This is a genomic window from Pseudoalteromonas holothuriae (assembly GCF_945859825.1).
GTDB lineage: Bacteria > Pseudomonadota > Gammaproteobacteria > Enterobacterales > Alteromonadaceae > Pseudoalteromonas > Pseudoalteromonas holothuriae.
In genome coordinates, this window is record NZ_CAMAPC010000010.1 from 30,112 (window position 1) to 50,007 (window position 19,896).

Annotated in this window: 11 protein-coding genes; all 11 read left to right on the forward strand. The window is 39.5% G+C overall.

Going from position 1 to position 19,896, the window contains the following annotated elements:
* Positions 1 to 43: 43 nt before the first annotated feature.
* The 11 genes from OCI93_RS13095 to OCI93_RS13145 all read left to right on the forward strand — a co-directional run bounded on the left by OCI93_RS13095 (position 44) and on the right by OCI93_RS13145 (position 19,849).
* Positions 44 to 2,161, forward strand: a complete 2,118-nt coding sequence (locus OCI93_RS13095) for a DUF1302 domain-containing protein (RefSeq protein ID WP_261626576.1) — start codon at positions 44 to 46, stop codon at positions 2,159 to 2,161.
* Positions 2,162 to 2,172: 11 nt separating this feature from the next.
* Positions 2,173 to 3,540, forward strand: coding sequence for a DUF1329 domain-containing protein (locus tag OCI93_RS13100; RefSeq protein ID WP_261593467.1), 1,368 nt, complete (start codon positions 2,173 to 2,175; stop codon positions 3,538 to 3,540).
* 104 nt (positions 3,541 to 3,644) lie between these two features.
* Positions 3,645 to 4,643: a YCF48-related protein gene (locus OCI93_RS13105; RefSeq protein WP_315942712.1), complete on the forward strand. Its 999-nt coding sequence runs from the start codon at positions 3,645 to 3,647 to the stop codon at positions 4,641 to 4,643.
* Positions 4,643 to 6,973, forward strand: a complete 2,331-nt coding sequence (locus tag OCI93_RS13110) for an efflux RND transporter permease subunit (RefSeq protein WP_261593468.1) — start codon at positions 4,643 to 4,645, stop codon at positions 6,971 to 6,973. Before OCI93_RS13105 ends, OCI93_RS13110 begins: the two co-directional genes overlap by 1 nt.
* A gap of 201 nt (positions 6,974 to 7,174) precedes the next feature.
* Positions 7,175 to 12,013 carry an NAD-glutamate dehydrogenase gene (locus OCI93_RS13115; RefSeq protein ID WP_261626577.1) on the forward strand — a complete coding sequence of 1,613 codons (4,839 nt, stop codon included), beginning with the start codon at positions 7,175 to 7,177 and terminating at the stop codon, positions 12,011 to 12,013.
* Between the two features lie 98 nt (positions 12,014 to 12,111).
* The gene (gene pyrD, locus OCI93_RS13120; protein ID WP_261626578.1) at positions 12,112 to 13,122 is read left to right on the forward strand and encodes a quinone-dependent dihydroorotate dehydrogenase; all 1,011 of its coding nucleotides are present in this window, start codon (positions 12,112 to 12,114) and stop codon (positions 13,120 to 13,122) included.
* Positions 13,123 to 13,243: 121 nt separating this feature from the next.
* On the forward strand, positions 13,244 to 13,774 hold the full coding sequence (locus tag OCI93_RS13125; RefSeq protein ID WP_261626613.1) for a cell division protein ZapC: 531 nt from the start codon (positions 13,244 to 13,246) through the stop codon (positions 13,772 to 13,774).
* A gap of 59 nt (positions 13,775 to 13,833) precedes the next feature.
* On the forward strand, positions 13,834 to 15,945 hold the full coding sequence (gene rlmKL, locus OCI93_RS13130; RefSeq protein ID WP_261626579.1) for a bifunctional 23S rRNA (guanine(2069)-N(7))-methyltransferase RlmK/23S rRNA (guanine(2445)-N(2))-methyltransferase RlmL: 2,112 nt from the start codon (positions 13,834 to 13,836) through the stop codon (positions 15,943 to 15,945).
* On the forward strand, positions 15,938 to 16,168 hold the full coding sequence (locus tag OCI93_RS13135) for a glutaredoxin family protein (protein WP_261593474.1): 231 nt from the start codon (positions 15,938 to 15,940) through the stop codon (positions 16,166 to 16,168). The genes rlmKL and OCI93_RS13135 overlap by 8 nt, the downstream gene beginning before the upstream one ends.
* Position 16,169: 1 nt before the next feature.
* Positions 16,170 to 18,083, forward strand: a complete 1,914-nt coding sequence (uup, locus tag OCI93_RS13140) for an ATP-binding cassette ATPase Uup (RefSeq protein WP_261626580.1) — start codon at positions 16,170 to 16,172, stop codon at positions 18,081 to 18,083.
* 11 nt (positions 18,084 to 18,094) lie between these two features.
* A complete protein-coding gene (locus OCI93_RS13145; protein ID WP_261593476.1) occupies positions 18,095 to 19,849 on the forward strand; it encodes a DUF3466 family protein in 1,755 nt (584 codons plus the stop codon).
* Positions 19,850 to 19,896 lie beyond the last annotated feature (47 nt).

The following is a 19,896-nucleotide window of genomic DNA, read 5'->3' on the forward strand; positions in this document are numbered from 1 at the left end:
CAATAACTTGATTAGAAAATACCCGCCATAAGGGGGAGAAATAATGATAAAAAGATCGCTTTTTGTGAAAAACAAAATCATGCTCGGTCTTAGTGCAGCTGCGTTATCTATGGGCAGTGCGCCTTTACTTGCAGCAAGTTTCCAAGTCGGTGATTTTGATATCACATTTGATTCGACTTTTTCTTACGGACAGAGTATTCGCGTTGAAGATAGAGATTTTCAATATGTAGGTAAAAGCAATCACCCAAGATATGATTGGTCTGGCTATAATGCTCTAACGGGCAATACAGTTTATAGCTCGGCACAAGTGTGGGCTAATTCCGGCGCATACTCAAATAATGGTGATGCTGGTAATTTAAACTTTGATTCAGGGGATACCTTTTCTCAACTGGTTAAAGGCACACATGACTTAGCAATTAGCAAAGATAATTACGGGTTCTTTTCTCGTTTTATGTATTTTTATGATTTTGCTATGGAAGATGGTGACTTTGCTTATAACAATCCTGTTTCAGGTAAAAAAGTTGACCCATGCGCATTTGACGAGACAAAAGAGCAAGTTTGTTCTGATGTTCGTTTACTTGATGCGTTCGTGTGGGCAGACTTTGATCTTAACGATGGTAAAAATCCTCTTTCCGTTCGCTTAGGTCAGCAGGTAGTTAACTGGGGTGAAAGTACGTTAATCACTCACGGCATTAACGTTAACCCAGTAGATATCGACCGCTTAAAAGCGCCTGGTTCGGAAGTTAAAGAGGCGTTTATTCCCGTAGGGATGTTGTGGGCGTCTTTGGGGATCACCGACAACATTACACTCGAAGGTTTCTATCAGTACGAATGGCATGAAACACGCCTACCAGCGTCTGGCAGTTATTTCTCAACAAACGACTTCGCCCCAGCGAATGGCTTTTCGCAAAACGTTCAGTTAGGTTTCACATCCAACCCTGATATTGATTTACATCACCTAACCGATTCGCTTAACACTTTACAAGCAACTTGGTTGGGCGGGTTAACTGCTCAAGGGTTAGATGTAACGCAAGATGGGGTAACAACCAGTGCATCAGCTCAACAGTTACTTGCACAAATGTACCTTGCTTATCCAACAAAAGTGGCACTTAAAGGTAAAGGTGATGCAGGTAAGACGGAACCAAAAGACAATGGTCAATTTGGTATACGTTTAGGCATTTACTCACCAGAACTAAATGACACTGAATTTGCGCTATATTACATAAACTATCATGCTCGTAGACCACTTATTTCAGGTAAAGCATCGAACTTTACAAATGCTGCTGTTTCGCAAGATCTTGCATATATCTCAGCCAACACAATAACAGAAGATAACATTACTAACCTAAATGCCTTTACGCAGGGTCAAATTGCATACCCTGAAGACATTAAACTATATGGTTTAAGTTTTAATACAGCAATTGGTGAAACTGCATTCGCTGGTGAATTTACCTATCGTGAAGACGAGCCTTTGCAAATCGATGACGTTGAGTTGTTATACGCAGGTATGGTTGAGCAGTTAGCTTATGCTGGTCGTCGTGATGACTTCGCTGGTTTTTCTCAGCTTAGTCAAGGCGACGCCGTTGCTTATGTTGACCCTGGTGAAGTGGCACAGGGCTATATTTTAAAAGATACTTTACAAGCACAATTCACTGCGACACATTTGTTTGGTCCATCACTTGGTGCTGATAGCTGGGCGCTTGTTGGTGAAGTCGGGGCTGTAACGATTAAAGATATGCCAACTTACGATCAGCTGCGCTTAAATGTATCTGGTACCGGAAGAAGTGGCACTGTCGAAGGGATATCAGGAAAAAGCTATGATTTAATCCATCAAGCAGTATCTAATGGCCCAGAAGTTAACCCATTCCCAACGTCCTCCGCTTGGGGTTATCGCTTAATAGCAAAAGGTGAGTTTAATAACCTGTTTGCTGGCGTAAACTTTTCACCAAAGATTGTTTTTTCACATGATGTAAATGGTATTACACCAGATCCTATGTTTTTGTTTATTGAAGACCGTAAATCTTTGGGTGTTACGATGAATTTCAATTATCAAAATGCATGGTCATTTGACGTCGGCTACAACACTTTTTGGGGTGGTGGTGCTACCAATACATTCGCAGACCGTGATTTTGTGTCTTTTAATATCAAGTATTCAATTTAAGGGCTTTCAGTATGTTTAGAAAACCTACACTCATTGCCGCGACAATGATAACACTGCTATCAGCGAGCAACGCAATGGCAAAAATGACGGCAGATCAAGTTGCACGCTTAGGCGCGGATCTTACACCGATTGGCGCTGAAAAGGCTGGTAACAAAGATGGTTCTATCCCAGCTTGGGATGGCGGTATCACTCAGCCTCCGGCCGACTATAAACCAGGAATGCATCATCCAGACCCATTTGCTGATGATAAAGTTTTATTTACCATCGACAAATCAAATATTGATAAATATAAAGAGCATTTAAGTCCTGGTCAGGTTGCGATGTTTGACACGTATCCTGATACGTTCAAAATGAACATCTACCCAACTCGTCGCAGTGCTGCCTATCCTCAGTTTGTTTATGATGCAACTAAAAAGTACGCGTCAACGGCAGAGTTGATCGAAGGTGGTAACGGGATAAAAAATACTGCAATTGGTATTCCATTTCCTATTCCTAAAGATGGCTTAGAAGCAATTTGGAACCATTTATTACGTTATCGCGGTTTATCTATTGCGCGTTTTGGTGGGCAAGCTATGCCAACTGAATCTGGCTCTTATAACTTAATTGGTTTTGATGAAAAGTTGTTAGTAAAGTACTCAGCAACTGATGCAACACCGCAAGAGCTTAAAGAATCAAATGTTTTGTTTAAGTTCAAACAAAAGGTCACTGAACCTGCACGTTTGGCAGGAACCGCATTATTAGTTCATGAAACCATGGATCAAATCTTAACACCACGTCAAGCTTGGACTTATAACACTGGTCAACGCCGAGTTCGTCGTGCACCAAACATAGCTTATGATGCACCTGGAACGGCTTCTGATAGTCTACGTACAACGGATGACTTTGATATGTTTAACGGTTCACCGAATCGTTATGAGTGGACATTAAAAGGCAAACAGGAATTATATATTCCATATAACAGCTATAAGCTTCACAGCGATAAGCTTAAATATGAGGATATCTTAAAGCCTGGACATGTTAACCCTGAACATGTTCGCTATGAAAAGCACCGTGTATGGGTTGTGGAAGCAAACCTAAAAGAAGGCACGCGTCATATCTATAAAAAACGTGTTTTTTACATTGATGAAGACAGCTGGCAGATTCATATCGCAGATTTATACGACAATCGCGATCAAATGTATCGTGTAGCGATGGCACATGGTCTTAACTATTATGAAGTACCCACGCATTGGAGTACCTTGGATGTATATTATGACTTGAACTCTCGTCGTTATTTAGCAATTGGCCTAGATAACGAAGAAAAGATGTACGATTTCAGTCAGTCTTTCCAAGATAATGAATTTACACAGAGTGCGTTGCGCCGTGAGGGTAAACGCTAGAACGGTTCTCAACCAACTATTGTTAGCGGTCAAACTGATCGCTAGCAATTCTGTTTATTTGGCGAATTCTCGCCTCCTGTCACGTTTATTTGAGTAGTTTCAGCATGATAAAAACATCCATTGCGAGTGCCCTTGTACTGTTTTGTACTTCAGTGAGTGCGCAAGTCGCGCCAGAGTCAGCGTTACAAGTTCAACACCCTGAGAGGACCTTATTTACAGATATTGTGGATAATGAAGGCACGCTGATTGCCGTAGGTAAGCATGGCACGATAGTAACCAGTGATGATGGTAAACATTGGCAGCAAGCACAGGTGCCGGTTCAGTCACTGTTAACAGCCGTTACATCATTAAGTGCAGATAAATCTTGGGCATGTGGCCATGATAGCAGCATTTTATTTAGTAGTGATAAAGGCCAAACATGGCAAATTCAGCAGTTTTTACCACAGCAACAGAAACCTTGTTTAGATATCGAGTTTATTGACCCTAATGTTGGTTTTGCCATTGGGGCATATGGCATGTTTTACCAGACCGAAGATGGTGGCAAAACTTGGCATAAAAGATTTATAGATGATTTTGTTCACCCTGATGACAAGGACTATTTACGCGAATTAAAAGAAGATGATCCTCAAGCATATGAAGAGGAGACTCAATTTATACTTCCTCACTTTAATCGATTATTGACTCAACAGCAGCAGTTGTTTCTGGTTGGTGAAATGGGTTTAGTGGCTCAGAGTTTAGATATGGGCAAAAGTTGGCAACGATTAGATGAATTTTACCCTGGCTCATTTTTCTCAGTCGCCTCATATGATGATGAAGAGATTATTGTTGCCGGTTTACGTGGTAACGCTTTTATCGCAAATATCGACAATCTTGAATTTAGAAAGATTAAAACGCCTGCCAAAGCTACCATTAATTCACTTGTTAACTTTGAAAATAAAACATATATGTTAGCTAACAGTGGCTACTTATTTGGCTATGAAAAGGGTGAAGTTGATTCATCACAACTTAGTAGCGGTCACGCGATATTGTCGGCAGTCACGTTCAAGAATAAGTTAGTTTTAGCCACCGAAAAGGGACTAAAAACTTGGGAGGCTAAAAAGTAATGCAAGCCGTATTAAATAAATTAGAGTACATCGTATTTCGACACCGTATGGCAGTGGTACTGTTTTTTACGGTGTTAACATGTTTACTGGGATATAAAGCCACCCAAATTCAACTTGATGCGTCATTTAATAAAAATATTCCGTTGCAGCATGAATACATGCAGTTATATCTAAAGCATGAAAAACAATTCGGGGGTGCCAATAGCATTTTGCTCTCGGTATGCGATAAAGATGGAGACATTTTCAATCCGGATTTTTTTGCTCAACTAAAAGCGGTACATGATCAGTTATATTTTATTCCTGGGGTAAATAGACCATTAGTGAATTCGATATTTTCGCCAAGTGCTCGCTTTGTGGAAGTAGTTGAAGATGGTTTTGCTGGTGGCCCTATCATCCCAGCTAATTTTGCTGCGACTGAACAGGGTCTAGCTGTTGTAAAGCAAAACATTGAAAAAGCAAATGTAGTAGGTCGAATGATAGCCAGCGACTATAGCTGCGCTATGGTAAGTGCACAGTTGATGGAAATTGACCCACAGACCCAAGAGAAGCTAGATACACTTGCTTTTGCAAAAAAATTAGAATCTCAAATTCGTGAACCTCTAAGTACTGAACAGGTCAGCATCCATATTATTGGCTTTGCTAAAATGGCAGGAGATATCGCCGACGGTGCAAAAGGCGTTGTGTTATTTTTTGCTGTTGCCATTGCATTTACATTTATCATGGTTTGGTTATTTTGCAAGAGCTTTAAACTCACATTATTACCAATTGCATGCTCTATTATTGCCGTTGTGTGGCAAATGGGGTTGTTATCTAGCTTAGGATTTGGTTTGGATCCGATGTCTATTCTAGTGCCGTTTTTAGTTTTTGCTATTGGTGTTAGCCATGGCGTGCAAATGATCAATTCAATTGGTAAAAAAGTGGCTGAGGGGGTATCTAGTAAAGTAGCAGCTCAAGCGAGCTTTAAGGCATTGCTGATCCCTGGCGGTATTGCATTATTGTCAGACACGATTGGCTTTTTAACATTATTAGCCATAGACATTGGTATTATTAGAGAATTGGCCATAACAGCAAGCTTAGGTGTGGCGGTCATTATATTTACAAATTTGGTGTTACTACCTATTTTAGCTTCGTACTTTAATTCAAGTAAAATTAAGCGTGTTGATGACGGTAAGACAACATCTCATTCTTTGTTTACACAAGTAAGAGAAGTGCTGGTGTGTGCTACAGATAGAAAATGGGCCCGAGTAATTTTAGCTGTATCGGCGTTATTATTTGCGTTTGGCTATTGGCAGGCACAAAGTATGCGTATTGGTGATTTACATGCAGGTGCACCTTCGCTTCACCAAGATGCACGATATAATCAAGATACTTTCTTAATCTCAGACCGCTATGCTATTTCATCAGACATATTGAAAGTAATTGTTGAAGCTTATCCCGCTGCTTGTACTGAGCATGAAACAATGGCAAGGATCAGTCGTTTTCAATGGCGCGTTGAAAATCTATCAGGTGTACAATCTGCCGTCTCTTTGAGCTCTGTAGCACAAGCTGTTAATGCTGGTTACAATGAAGGTAACCAGAAATGGCAAACGCTCCCACGAAACAGTGCATCTTTAGTACAAGCGACTTCTCGTGTTGAAACCAGTACAGGGTTACTTAATGGCGATTGTTCGGTTATGCCAGTGATCATTTTTATGGAAGATCATAAAGCAGAAACCATTGATTACGTTGTTTCAAGTATTAAACAATTTGCACAAGAAGAAAATACCGACACTGTTCAGTTTAAATTAGCTTCAGGCCCGATAGGTGTAATGGCTGCAACAAACGAGTCAGTATCTGCGGCGCAGTTGCCAATGATGATCTATGTATACGGTGCAGTCATTATTTTGTGCTTGGTAAGTTTTAGAAGTGTTAAAGCAACGATTGCTGTGGTGTTACCACTTTATATTGTATCAACCTTAGCACAAGCCTTAATGGTAAAATTGGAAATAGGCCTTACAGTTTCTACATTGCCAGTGATTGCACTTGGAGTAGGTATTGGTGTTGATTATGGTATTTATATCCTGTCGTCTATGATGGGACAGTTAAAGCAAGGTATACCTTTACCAATTGCTTATCGAAATGCGCTTGCTGAGCGAGGTAGTGCAGTGCTGTTCACAGGTATTACATTAGCGATAGGAGTTAGTACTTGGATTTTCTCTGCACTGAAGTTTCAAGTCGATATGGGTATACTTCTAACGTTTATGTTTTTGGTAAATATGCTCGGTGCTGTGTTGTTATTACCTGCTATAGGCACGTTGCTCTGGACCGACCAGAAAAAAAAACGTGAATAAATGTGCTCTTAAATAGCCATGAATGGCTATTTATATCTATATTTTGTGAATAGATGAGCAAATAGCTGAAAAGCTTAAAATGTTTTCATCGAAAAGGCTGTTTATTAGCGTCAGAAAGGTTAAAATTCTTTTGACTCCACGCTAATAAACAGCTGTACAAATAATCTACCGTTCAAAGGTGGTATAGATTAAGGAACACATATGACACAAAATGAAGGTCCAGCATCAGTTATCTTGGATAACGTATGTAAGTTGATCCACAAGAAAGTTCATGCAGAAAACGTGTCACTCGTTGAAAAATTTGCCAAAGCCTTGTACAGCAATATGTGTAAAGAGGACTTGGCAAACCGCAACGATAGTGACTTATATGGCGCTGCACTTAGTCTTTGGAATTCTCTCGAACAAAATAACTCAGATGATGCGATTATTCGCGTATTCAATCCTGAGGTAGCAAAAGATGGCTGGCAGTCATCTCATACAATCGTAGAGATAATAGCCAAAGATATGCCTTTTTTGGTTGATTCAGTGCGTATGGCGATGACTCGCGAAAATATTGTTTCGCATTTATTGTTACACTGTCCTCTGAAAATTCAACGTAATGATGACGCAAGTATCTCCGCGATTTCCAACTTAAAAACAGAACAAGAGTCGACATCGACCAAAACGGTGTTCTTTATTGAAATAGACCGTCAAACGGATAAAAGAGAAATTGAAGCCTTTAAAAAAGAACTTGAGTCTGTTTTACAAGATGTGTCTTTGGCAGTAGAAGACTGGCTACCGATTCGCAATAAACTTAAGTCAGTCATTAAAGATTTACCAAAACGTGATTTTAAATGCGATGAAAGTGAAGTAAAAGAAGCAATAGAATTCCTTGACTGGTTAACACAAGATAACTTTACTTTTATGGGCTATCGTCAATATGATTTGTGCCCAGTTCAAGGAGATTATGAACTTAAGCATGTGACAGAGACTAGCTTAGGTTTAATGAAAAAATCTTCTGATGCTCAAGGGCGGTTATTATCTGAGTTACCAGAAGTCGCCCGTAAAGAAGCGCGTAGTAGTAACTTACTCATTCTTACCAAAACAAATTCATTGTCACGAGTGCATCGTCCAGCATACGTAGATTACGTAGGTATTAAGCGTTTTGATAACGACGGTAACGTGATTGGTGAAGACCGCTTTATTGGCCTGTTTTCATCAAGCTTTTACAACAACAGTGCTGCTGATGTGCCGGTGCTCAAAAGCAAGATTAATCGCATCATGCAAATGTGTGATTTTGCGCAAGGAACGCACGCTTATAAAGCCGTGTTAAATATCCTTGAGACATACCCTCGAGATGAGCTAGTTCAAGCTCGTGAAGCGGAACTTTTAGAAGTTGCCATGGGTGTACTGCAAGTGCAAGAGCGAGACATGTGTCGTTTATTTGTTCGTAAAGACATTTATGGTCGTTTCTTTTCTTGTATGGTTTATGTACCAAGAGAGCGTTATAACACCGCACTTAGACGTGAAACTCAACAATTGTTGGCCAATGCGTTCCAATCAAAAGAAAAAGTTGAATTCACAACCTACTTCTCAGAATCTACGCTTGCAAGAACGCATTATACTGTACGTGTAGCAGATAATAATATTGAATATAACGTGAAAGATATTGAAAACAACCTAATTGAAGCCGCTCGCACTTGGGAAGATAAACTTCATGATGCGTTGCTTGAAAGTGCGGGTGAGTCTCGTGGTAATGAATTATTTAGAAAGTATGCATCAGCATTTCCAAGAGCTTATAAAGATGAAGTGTTACCAAGTGCATCAGTTGTTGATATCGAAAAGGTAGAGCAACTTGATGATGAGAACAAGCTAGATATGCTGTTCTATCGTCCACAAGAAGAAGCAAACTCACAAATCGTGCGTTTAAGTTTGTTTCACAAAGACGTGCCTATTCATTTGTCTGATGTGATGCCAATGCTTGAAAACTTTGGTTTACGTGTGATTGGTGAAACACCTTTTGCAATTAAATCAAGCGATGGTCAAGTAAATTGGATCATGGATTTCTCAATGCTGCTTGATAGCAAAGGTATTGCTGATTTCAACAAAGTATCAGCGCGCTTTCGTGCCGCGTTAACAAATGTATGGCATAACCGTTTAGAAAATGATGGTTTTAATCGTTTAGTGCTTCTAGGTGGCTTGACGGGTCGTGAAGCATCCATTCTTCGTGCATATGCTAAATATATGCGCCAAATTGGAGTGACATTTTCGCAAAGCTATATTGAGAATACATTTGATCACTATCCGCATATTGCAGCTAAAATTGTTGATTTATTCGTTAAAAAGTTTTCTCCATCAAAGCCGGCAGCTCAAAAAACCATCGATAAAGTGATCGCTGGTATTTATGAAGACTTGGAAAATGTCGCAAACTTAGATGACGATCGTATCATTCGTTTGTACGTTGATATGATTAATGCGACATTGCGCACCAACTTTTTCCAAAAAGAGCAAGATGGTAGCAACAAATCTTATGTTTCGTTTAAGGTCAAACCTAGCGAAATACCAGATATGCCATTGCCATTGCCTGCATTTGAAATTTTTGTTTACTCACCGCGTGTTGAGGGTGTTCACCTTCGCGGCGGGAAAGTAGCGCGTGGTGGTTTGCGTTGGTCTGATAGACGAGAAGATTTCCGTACTGAAGTGTTAGGCTTAGTTAAAGCACAACAAGTTAAGAATACGGTAATTGTACCCGTTGGCTCTAAAGGTGGTTTTGTATGTAAGCAACTACCTAGTGAGCGCGAAGCGTTCTTTAAAGAAGGACAAGAGTGTTACAAAATTTTCATTCGTGGTTTACTCGATATTACCGATAATATTGTACATGGTGAAATCGTTGCACCTCAAAGTGTACTTCGCCATGATGAAGATGACCCATATTTAGTTGTAGCGGCTGATAAAGGGACTGCCACTTTCTCGGATATTGCCAATGGTATAGCCCAAGAATATAATTTCTGGCTAGGTGATGCATTCGCATCAGGTGGTTCAATAGGTTATGACCATAAGAAAATGGGTATTACCGCTAAAGGTGCTTGGGAATCTGTAAAACGACATTTCCGTGAAATGGACATTGATTGTCAAACTACAGACTTTACCGCTGTCGGTATAGGTGACATGGCAGGTGACGTGTTTGGTAATGGTATGTTGCTATCAAAGCATATTCGATTGCAAGTCGCGTTTAACCATATGCATATTTTTGTCGACCCTAACCCTGACGCTGCTAAATCTTATGTTGAACGCGAGCGCTTATTCGCATTACCTCGCTCTTCTTGGGAAGATTATGATAAATCGTTGATCTCAGAAGGTGGGGGTATTTTTTCTCGTGCAGCTAAATCTATTACATTGACAGCTGAAATGAAAAAAATGCTTGGCACTAAGAAAGCAAGCATGACACCGAATGAGCTAATCAAGGCTGTTTTGATGATGCCGTCTGATTTGCTCTGGAATGGTGGTATCGGTACTTATATTAAGCACTCTAAAGAGACAAGTGCAGAAGTTGGCGATCGTGCCAATGATGCGTTGCGCATTAATGGTGCTGATCTTGGCGCTAAAATCTTCGGTGAAGGTGGCAACTTAGGCGCAACTCAGCTAGGCCGTATCGAATTTGCGAGCAAAGGCGGACGTATTAATACTGACTTTATTGATAATGTCGGTGGTGTGGCATGTTCTGATAACGAAGTTAATATTAAGATTCTATTAAACGGTCTTGTTGCTGAAGGTGATTTAACTCAAAAGCAACGTGACGAGTTACTTTACTCAATGACCGATGAAGTTTCTGAGTTGGTGTTGGCTGATTGTTATCGTCAAACACACACACTTTCGATTACTAAATCAAAAGGTCCAGCAACGTTAAAAGAGAAAGTACGGTTTATTCATGCCCTTGAAAAAGACGGTAAGCTTGATCGAAACATTGAATTCTTACCAACAGATGAAGAGCTTGCGGAGCGTGCTGCTGCAGATAAGGACCTTACACGTCCAGAGTTATCTGTGCTGGTCTCTTATTCAAAAATGGTTTTAAAAGAGTCACTCGTTGTAGATGATGTGTCTGAAAACCCATATTATCGTCAACTACTCGTTACATCGTTCCCAGTTCCACTGCGTGAAAAGTTCAATTTAGCAATGGATAACCATCCATTACGTAAAGAAATTATCGCCACAAAATTAGCAAATAACATTGTTAATGATATGGGCTTGAACTTCATGGTTCGCATGAACGAAGAAACAGGTGCAAGTGACAGCGAAATTGCACTTTGCTACTCAATTGCCAGTGCAATTTTTGAAATGAAGAGCACATGGAGTGCTATTGCTCAACTGGATAACAAGATCCCATCAACGGTGCAAACCGAGATGCTTTATCAACTGCGTCGTACGGTTCGTCGAGCTACGCGTTGGTTCTTACGTCATCGTAATAAAGCCATGACAATTGAGCAAACAATCGAGTTTTTTGCACCAGTGTTTAAAGATGTGAGCAATAATTTAAACAGTTATATGATTGAATCAGAAAGTGCTTCGATTATGGCAAATGCTAAAAAGCTAGAAGAGAAAGGCGTACCAGGTGACATCGCTTTACGTATCGTATCTTTATCTAGCTTGTTCTCAGTGATGGACTTAGCTGAAGTCGCGCAAAACTCTAATCGTAATGTTGAATTGGTTTCAAATACCTACTTTAACCTTGGCGCAAGTATGGGCTTGCATTGGTTCTTAGATCAGATCACAGCCCAACCTGTATCAAATCATTGGCAGGCACTTGCTCGTGCTTCATACCGTGAAGAGCTAGATTGGCAACAACGCTCACTAACAGAAGTGGTGCTAAACAGCTTTGAGGGTGATGAAGAAGATGTAAATGCATTAATAGAACAGTGGATGGACAACCAATCATTACTATTACATCGTTGGCAGCAAATGTTACAAGAGTTTAAGACTTCACAAAGCCATGACTTTGCTAAGTTTTCAGTAGCGCTACGAGAGCTAATGTTGTTGAGTCACAATTGTGACACTATTAAATAATTTTTAAATAGTTAAAATACCCCGGCCTTGCTGGGGTATTTTTTTGTCTGTATTCAATTATAGATTGTTATGTTACTTAGGAATTTTGAGGAGTTTTCATGTTTTATGATATTGCGCGTCGCTATATGTTTAGCCGTGATGCTGAATGGGCACACGAATTTGCATTAGATAATTTAAGACGTTTTGCACATACACCGTTGAGTATGGCATGGTCGCAATCTGTCGCGGATAAACCAGTAAACTTCCTTGGCTTAGAACTTAAAAATCCAGTAGGGCTTGCTGCAGGCTTAGATAAAAATGCAGAGTGTATAGATGCATTTGCGCAAATGGGGTTTGGTTTTCTTGAAGTAGGAACGGTTACACCAAGGCCACAGTTAGGCAACGAAAAGCCGCGCATTTTTAGATTGCCAGAAGCACACGCAATTATTAATAGAATGGGTTTTAACAATAAAGGCGTGGATAATTTAGTAAATAATGTGAAAGCCGCAAAATATGATGGGATCTTAGGGATCAACATTGGGAAAAATAAAGATACGCCAAATGAACAAGGCAAAGATGATTACATTCATTGTATGAGAAAAGTATTTGAACATGCTTCATATATCACTGTAAATATTTCTTCACCAAATACACCTGGGCTACGAGATTTACAATACGGAGATGCCCTTGACGATTTATTGCAAAGTCTTAAAAATGAGCAAATGGACCTAATAGCTAAGCACAGTAAATCTGTGCCTATGTTAGTTAAGATTGCACCGGATATTGATGCTGTGCAAGTTGCGCAAATAGCTGAATCCTTACAAAAAAACCGAATTGATGGTGTGATTGCAACTAATACCACTTTAGAACGTGGTGCAGTTGATGGTATGCAATATGCGACCGAAGCAGGTGGTTTATCAGGTCAACCTGTCAGAGAAAAGTCTACGTTTGTAGTGAGTGAACTTAAGCGCCTTACACAAGGTAAACTGCCGATTATTGGAGTAGGTGGTATTGACTCTGCTCTGTCTGCAAAAGAGAAGCTTGATGCGGGTGCATCATTGCTTCAAGTGTACACTGGCTTTATTTACGAAGGCCCAAAATTGGTGAAAAAGATCATTGATGGTTTATAAGGATCAGTTATATAAGTCAATGATCATCTACAAATTGTTCTTATAAAAAATTTTTACAGCTTACTATTTTTGTTTATAATCCCTTGTACTATTCAACAAAGTAAAATAGTACGGGGGTTTTATTTTGCAGGCATCAAAAGAGTGGCAATGGATTAGTTGTCGCGAAAAAAACCGTTTGCTTGTAGATTTAGGAGAGGAGTTAATTCTCTGTACTCCTTTTCGCATACGTCAACTTACACAAGACGCTTATAGTAACCCCCACCTTAGTATTAGCGAAGCAGGCTACTATCAAAACGTATTTGATTATCTTCGCAGTTTTAATGTTTGGTCTGAACCCCAGTGTTGTCAAATAGCACTTAATGCAACAGCTGCGAAGTTTTATTTACTCCCTGTTCAAGCTAAAAGTTGGTTCTTTGAAATTTATTCAGGAGAGCAGCCTTGTACGGAAGCGATTATTCGTTTGCGTTCAAATCAACAGCAAGGTGATTTTTTTATTGTTGAACAAATTGATAGTACTTGTTTGTGTATTAGTTTAAGTGGTGAATTTGCTTTAGATGAAAACCTGAGATTAGAGCAATTTCAAGCAATCAAAGTTCTAAATAACCGTGTGCATCCAGTATTAAGTAGTAATAAAATTTCCCAAATGGCGTGATCAAGCTCCCTCTAACCTATGTTATACTCGCGGGTAATTGAATATAAAGGGTTAGTACATTGCAATTTATCGCGCTTACATCTATTGGTATCGAACATCTCCTCGCTGAAGAACTTCAACAAGCAGGCCTAGAGCTAGGCAAGCAAAGCGTTGGCTCAGTCAGGTTTAATGCCGATAACATCGCAGCTCAAAGGTTTTGTTTAACAACGCGTTTTGCTACACGTGTTATGTTAATGATCGATGAAAGTGAAGAGATAAATGATAAAGCTGCGCTTTATAAATTTGCGCGCTTCCAAGCGTGGCAAGATTGGTTTGGTCCAACTCAAACGTTTGCAATTGAGTTCAATGGCACTAACACTGAGCTTAAAAATACGCAATTTTCAGGGCTTGTTATAAAAGATGGCATTGTTGACTATTTTAATGATTTGTATGAGCAGCGCCCTAATGTAGATAAAACAGATCCAAACATCAGAGTGATTGCCAAACTAAATAAAAATAAGTGCGCATTATATATTGATTACTCAGGCCCTCGCTTATCTGATAGGGGTTATCGAACACGTCAAGGTAAAGCTCCTATTCGTGAGCATTTAGCCGCTGCTTTGGTTAAACGCAGTGGTTGGTTAGATGATATTTCTCGTCCGCTTTTTGACCCATGTTGTGGTTCAGGTACGCTGCTGATTGAAGCCGCATGTATGGCAAACAACATATATCCAAACATCAATAAAGAATTTGCGTTTAAACGTCTTCCAAGTTTTCGGAAATCTAAGTTTGACGAAACCATAGCCGATGTAAAGTCTTCTCAGACGGATAATAGTTTATGGCTTATAGGCAGTGATTTTGATAGCAAAGTTATTGATGTTGCGAAGCAAAATGCACATAGAGCCGATGTAGACAGCCAAATCAAGTTTACAGTAAAAGATGCGAATGGATTAAATAGCGTTGCTAAACGAGCAGGTGTTATATTAAGTAACTTACCGTATGGTGAGCGTTTAGGATCGATGGCAGAGTTGGTCAGTTTATATCGTAATTTAGGTATTGCTTTTAAAAAGCACTTTCAAGATTGGAAACTGGCACTTTTGGGCACTGACGATAGTTTATTTAAATTATTAAAGCTTGCGCGTGAAAAACGCTATAAATTTAAAAATGGTCCAATAGATGTTGAATTAAACCTTTATGATCTTAACGCGCGTCAGGTATCTCAAAATGAGCAAAAAACGGGGTTAAACTTTGAAGGGTCGAGCGCATTTGCTAATCGTTTAAAGAAAAATAAACAAGGTTTAAAAAGTTGGTTGAAGAAAGAGCAAGTTAATGCTTACCGTGTATATGATGCGGATATTCCTGAGTATAATGTTGCTGTCGATGTGTATAACAATTCTGCGGTCATATTTGAGTATGCTGCGCCTAAAGAAATTGACGATGTTGTGGCGCAAAAACGCTTACAAGATGTGATCACTTTAACCGCAGAGCAGCTTGATATAGCGCCCGAAGATATTGCCGTAAAAGTACGTAAAAAGCAAAAGGGCGAGTCGCAATATACTGCGATGGATAAACAACATCGCTACGATACAATCGAAGAGTTTGGCGCTAAGTTTAAGGTGAATCTATTCGATTACTTAGACACAGGCTTATTTTTAGACCATCGTTTAGTGCGTCGTTACATTCAACAAAATGCCAAAGATCAGCGTTTTTTAAATTTGTTTGCATATACAGGTTCGGCGTCGGTCCATGCTGCGTTCGGTGGTGCTAAGTCTGTCACGACTATTGATATGTCAAAAACATATTTAAAATGGGCAGAAGATAACTTTGCGCTAAACAATCTTAAAAACCCACGTTATCGTTTTGAGCAAGCTGACTGTTTAAAGTGGTTGGAGCATGCTCAGGGGCAATATGATTTGATCTTTTTAGATCCACCTACATTTTCAAACTCTAAACGAATGAAAGATGTATTTGATGTGCAGAACGATCATATTCAGCTACTAACTTGGATTAAGAAAATCTTAAGCCCAAAGGGCACCTTGATATTCTCAAACAATAAGCGCGGCTTTAAGATGGATGAAGTTGGCTTGATAGGTTTAGGCTTAAAGGCTGAGAATATTTCAGACAACACACTATCTCCTGATTTCAAGCGCAATAAGCAAATTCACAATAGTTGGTTAATAACTCATGGCTAAAGTAATTTTGTATTACACACAAGGTTGTCATTTGTGTGAGCAAGCCTATGAAATGACGCTTCAAGTAATGAGCGAAAGCGACGTTATGCATATTGATATAATAGATGATCAAGCGTTGATGGATATTTATCAAACATCTATTCCTGTTATAAAAAAAATCAGTGACGAACAGGTTTTATATTGGCCTTTCGAATTACAACAAATTCAACAACTCGTAGAATAATATGGATTTAATTAGAATATCAAAAGCGCAATTAGCGTTTGGAACACACCCATTATTGGATAATGCAGATGCGCTTATTGAAGCAGGTGAGCGCGTATGTATCGTAGGCCGAAATGGTGCAGGTAAGTCGACTTTACTCAAGGTACTTGACGGTGCAGTATTACTTGACGATGGTGACATAAATCGCATCGGAGAGTTAAAAATATCGCGCCTAGAGCAAGACCCACCGAAAGGTGTAGAAGGCTCTGTATTTGATTATGTAGCAAGTGGCTTACCAGATATTGCAGAGCTCCTTATCGAATTTCATCATATCAGTGATGCACTGCAAACTGACCAATCGCCAAAGCTACTTAATAAGCTCGAAAAGCTCTCTAACAAAATTGAAGCGGCTGATGCATGGCGTTTTGAAAGTCGTATAAATTTAGTGTTAACTCAGCTAGAGCTGAGTGCAAACATGCGTTTAGAAAAACTTTCAGGGGGCTGGCTGCGTAAGGTTGCATTAGCGAAAGCATTAGTTAGCGATCCCGATTTGTTGCTTCTTGATGAACCAACTAACCATTTAGATATGAATAGTGTGATCTGGTTAGAGCAGTTTTTAAAAGAGTTTAAAGGCGGCATTGTATTTATTTCTCACGATAGGGCATTTATACGTGCAGTGGCAACCCGTATTTTAGACCTTGATAGAGGTATGCTGATTTCTTACCCAGGCGACTATGCGAAGTACTTAGAACAAAAGGCGCATGACTTAAAAGTTGAAGAAACTCAAAATGCGCTATTTGATAAAAAGTTAGCTGAAGAAGAAACTTGGATCAGGCAAGGTATTAAAGCTCGAAGAACACGTAATGAAGGTCGGGTCAGAGCGCTTAAAGCGTTGCGCAATGAGCGTAAACAACGCGTCGAGCAAGTAGGTAAAACAGACTTCAATATTGAAACAGCAGAGCGCTCAGGTAAATTAGTCTTTGAAGCGCAGCATGTGTACCACGCTTTTAAAGAGAAAAAAATAGCCAAAGACTTTTCAACTTTGGTAATGCGTGGTGACAGAGTGGGTCTTGTAGGGCCAAACGGAGTCGGAAAAACGACCTTACTTAAATTATTGTTTGGTCAGCTGGCTGCTGATGAGGGTAAAATTAAGCAAGGGGTAAACCTTGAGGTGGCTTATTTTGATCAATACCGAGAGAAGCTAGATGAAGAAGCAACGGTACAAGATAATGTAGCTGAAGGTAAGCAAGAAGTTATGATGGGTGGGCGTAGCCGTCATGTTTTAGGCTATTTACAAGACTTTTTATTTCCGCCTGCACGAGCAAGAACGCCTGTTAAAGCGTTATCAGGTGGTGAGAAAAACCGTTTGCTATTAGCAAAGTTATTTTTAAAACCATCAAATGTACTGGTACTTGATGAACCAACTAACGATTTAGATATTGAAACCCTTGAGCTATTGGAAGATATTATTAACCAATATCAAGGCACGATTTTAATTGTTAGTCACGACCGTGAGTTTATTGATAATACTTGTAATACCGTTTGGGCGTTTGAAGGTGATGGTCAGATCACTGATATTGTGGGCGGATATTCAGATTACGAGCAATATTTGTCATATCGTGAAGCACAGGCTAAAGCACTTGAAAAGCAACATAAGCAAGATGTTGAAAAACAAGCTAAGCAGGTCAAAACGGTTGATAACAAATCCACCAAGTTGAGTTACAAATTAAAACTTGAATTGGAACAGTTGCCAAGTAAAGTAGAGTCACTTGAACAAGCTCTAGAGCAACAGCAAGAAATTGTGAACTCACCGGATTTTTTTAAACAAGATGCACAAACTACTCAAAATGCGTTGAACGAATTAGCTGAACTTGAGTCGAAGCTTGAAATCGCGTTCGAGCGTTGGGAAGAACTAGAAGCATTACAAAATCAGTAGTAAGGATTGAAATGAAGCACACATTTTTAGCTGTGAGTATTTTAGCTGGCTTAAGTAGCCAAGCACTGGCAGCAACCTATCAGTTAACAGAGTTACCTCGCTATGAAGGCGCAAAGTATACGTTTATTTCTGATGTAAATGATAATGGTCAAATAATTGGTGCTGCAACCAGTTTATTTAATCTACCAATTGATGTCAGCTATATAGATTTCGATGATGCAACCATTAAAAATGCATATGATCAGGCTAAGCGTTCTTACGAACAAATAGATGAAGAAATATCTTTTACATTGGAAGATATAAAAAATGGTGCAGCAGCGACCAACGCTGATGCAAATCGTTTTATGCTGAGCTTTTTAGGTGCCCGAGCTAATTCGGCCGAATATCAAAAATTACAAGACAGAATCGCATTAGATATTGATGCAATATCGGCACAAGAGCATGTGTTATTCGATGTTGAAAATAGTGATACTAATGGCTTAACACGTTCTACATCTAATTACCTGACAGCCATTAGTGAAGATGGGGTGATGGTGGGCTGGGGATCAGCCCCTTTTTCAAAAACAACTTTTACACCAGAGGGGCAGTCGGATGAAGAAACGTTTTTTATCAGAGACTGGAGCTCAAGAGGGGTAGTAATAACCCCACAAGGTGAAAAGGTTATTTTAGAGCCTGAGTTTACCGAGCATGGTGGTTATAGTATTGCAACTGATATTAAAAAGCTAGACAACGGTGGATATGTTGTCGTTGGTCAATCGAGTGTCGGTATACCTGAAAATCGTCAAAAAAATTATGATGATAACTGTGATTCAAAAGATGAACCTCTACAAGTGTGTAGATGGTTACAGCAAGTATCATCAAGGCAGTTTTATGATTTAAGAGCTTTTAAATGGCAGCTAGATGAAAGCTTTAATGTTATAAGTACAACCAATTTAGGGCTTGGACTAACACCTAAGGATGATGAGAACGATGCCTTTGTTAGTGCGGCACTTGCTGTTAATAAAGCAGGTGTTACTGTTGGTTACTCTCCTTATCGTGGAGAAGAGGATGGTTCAGTTGCTTATCCATTTAATATCGCAGGCTATTTTGAAGATGGTAAACTTGTGCCATTTAAAGAATTAGAAAACAGAGCTGCAACAGGTAAAGCGACTGATATAAATAATAATAATATTGCTATCGGGTATATGGGTAGACGAGTTGGAAATGGCTCAATACTTGACCAATATGGCTTTTACTATGATTTGAATACGAAAGAATATACCCAAATGCCTTATTTTTTTAAGGGGTCGAGCACGATTACTACCGATATTAATGATGCTGGATATATTATTGGCCAAGCTGAAATTGAGAAAAATAGCAGTAATCGTCGTAGAGAGGGGTTTATATATAAAGTTGGCGATGAAAAGCTTTTAAATATAAACGATTTACTGCCATGTAAAGATGATAGCGGTAACAATTATCCCTATACGGTTGCTGAAGCGATTAAAATAACCGAGTCAAACCATATTTATGCTATTGCGACAAAAACCGTAGAGCGTAGAGATAGACTTGGCAATATAGAAAAAGACAGTAATGGCGAGATTGAGTATGAGTCTGTTACTTTGCCAGTGTTATTGACGCCGACACCTCAAGGGCAGATAGAAGATTGTGCACCGCCTGAAGCCGAAACCTATGAACGCCAGTCGGGGAGTGCTTTGTTATTGAGTTTATTAGTGATGCCATTTGCTTGGTTAAGAAGAAAAAAACTCAAGTTATTAGTCAGATGAACGAATAGACAATAAAAAAGCCCGAAAGGGCTTTTTTATTGTCTATA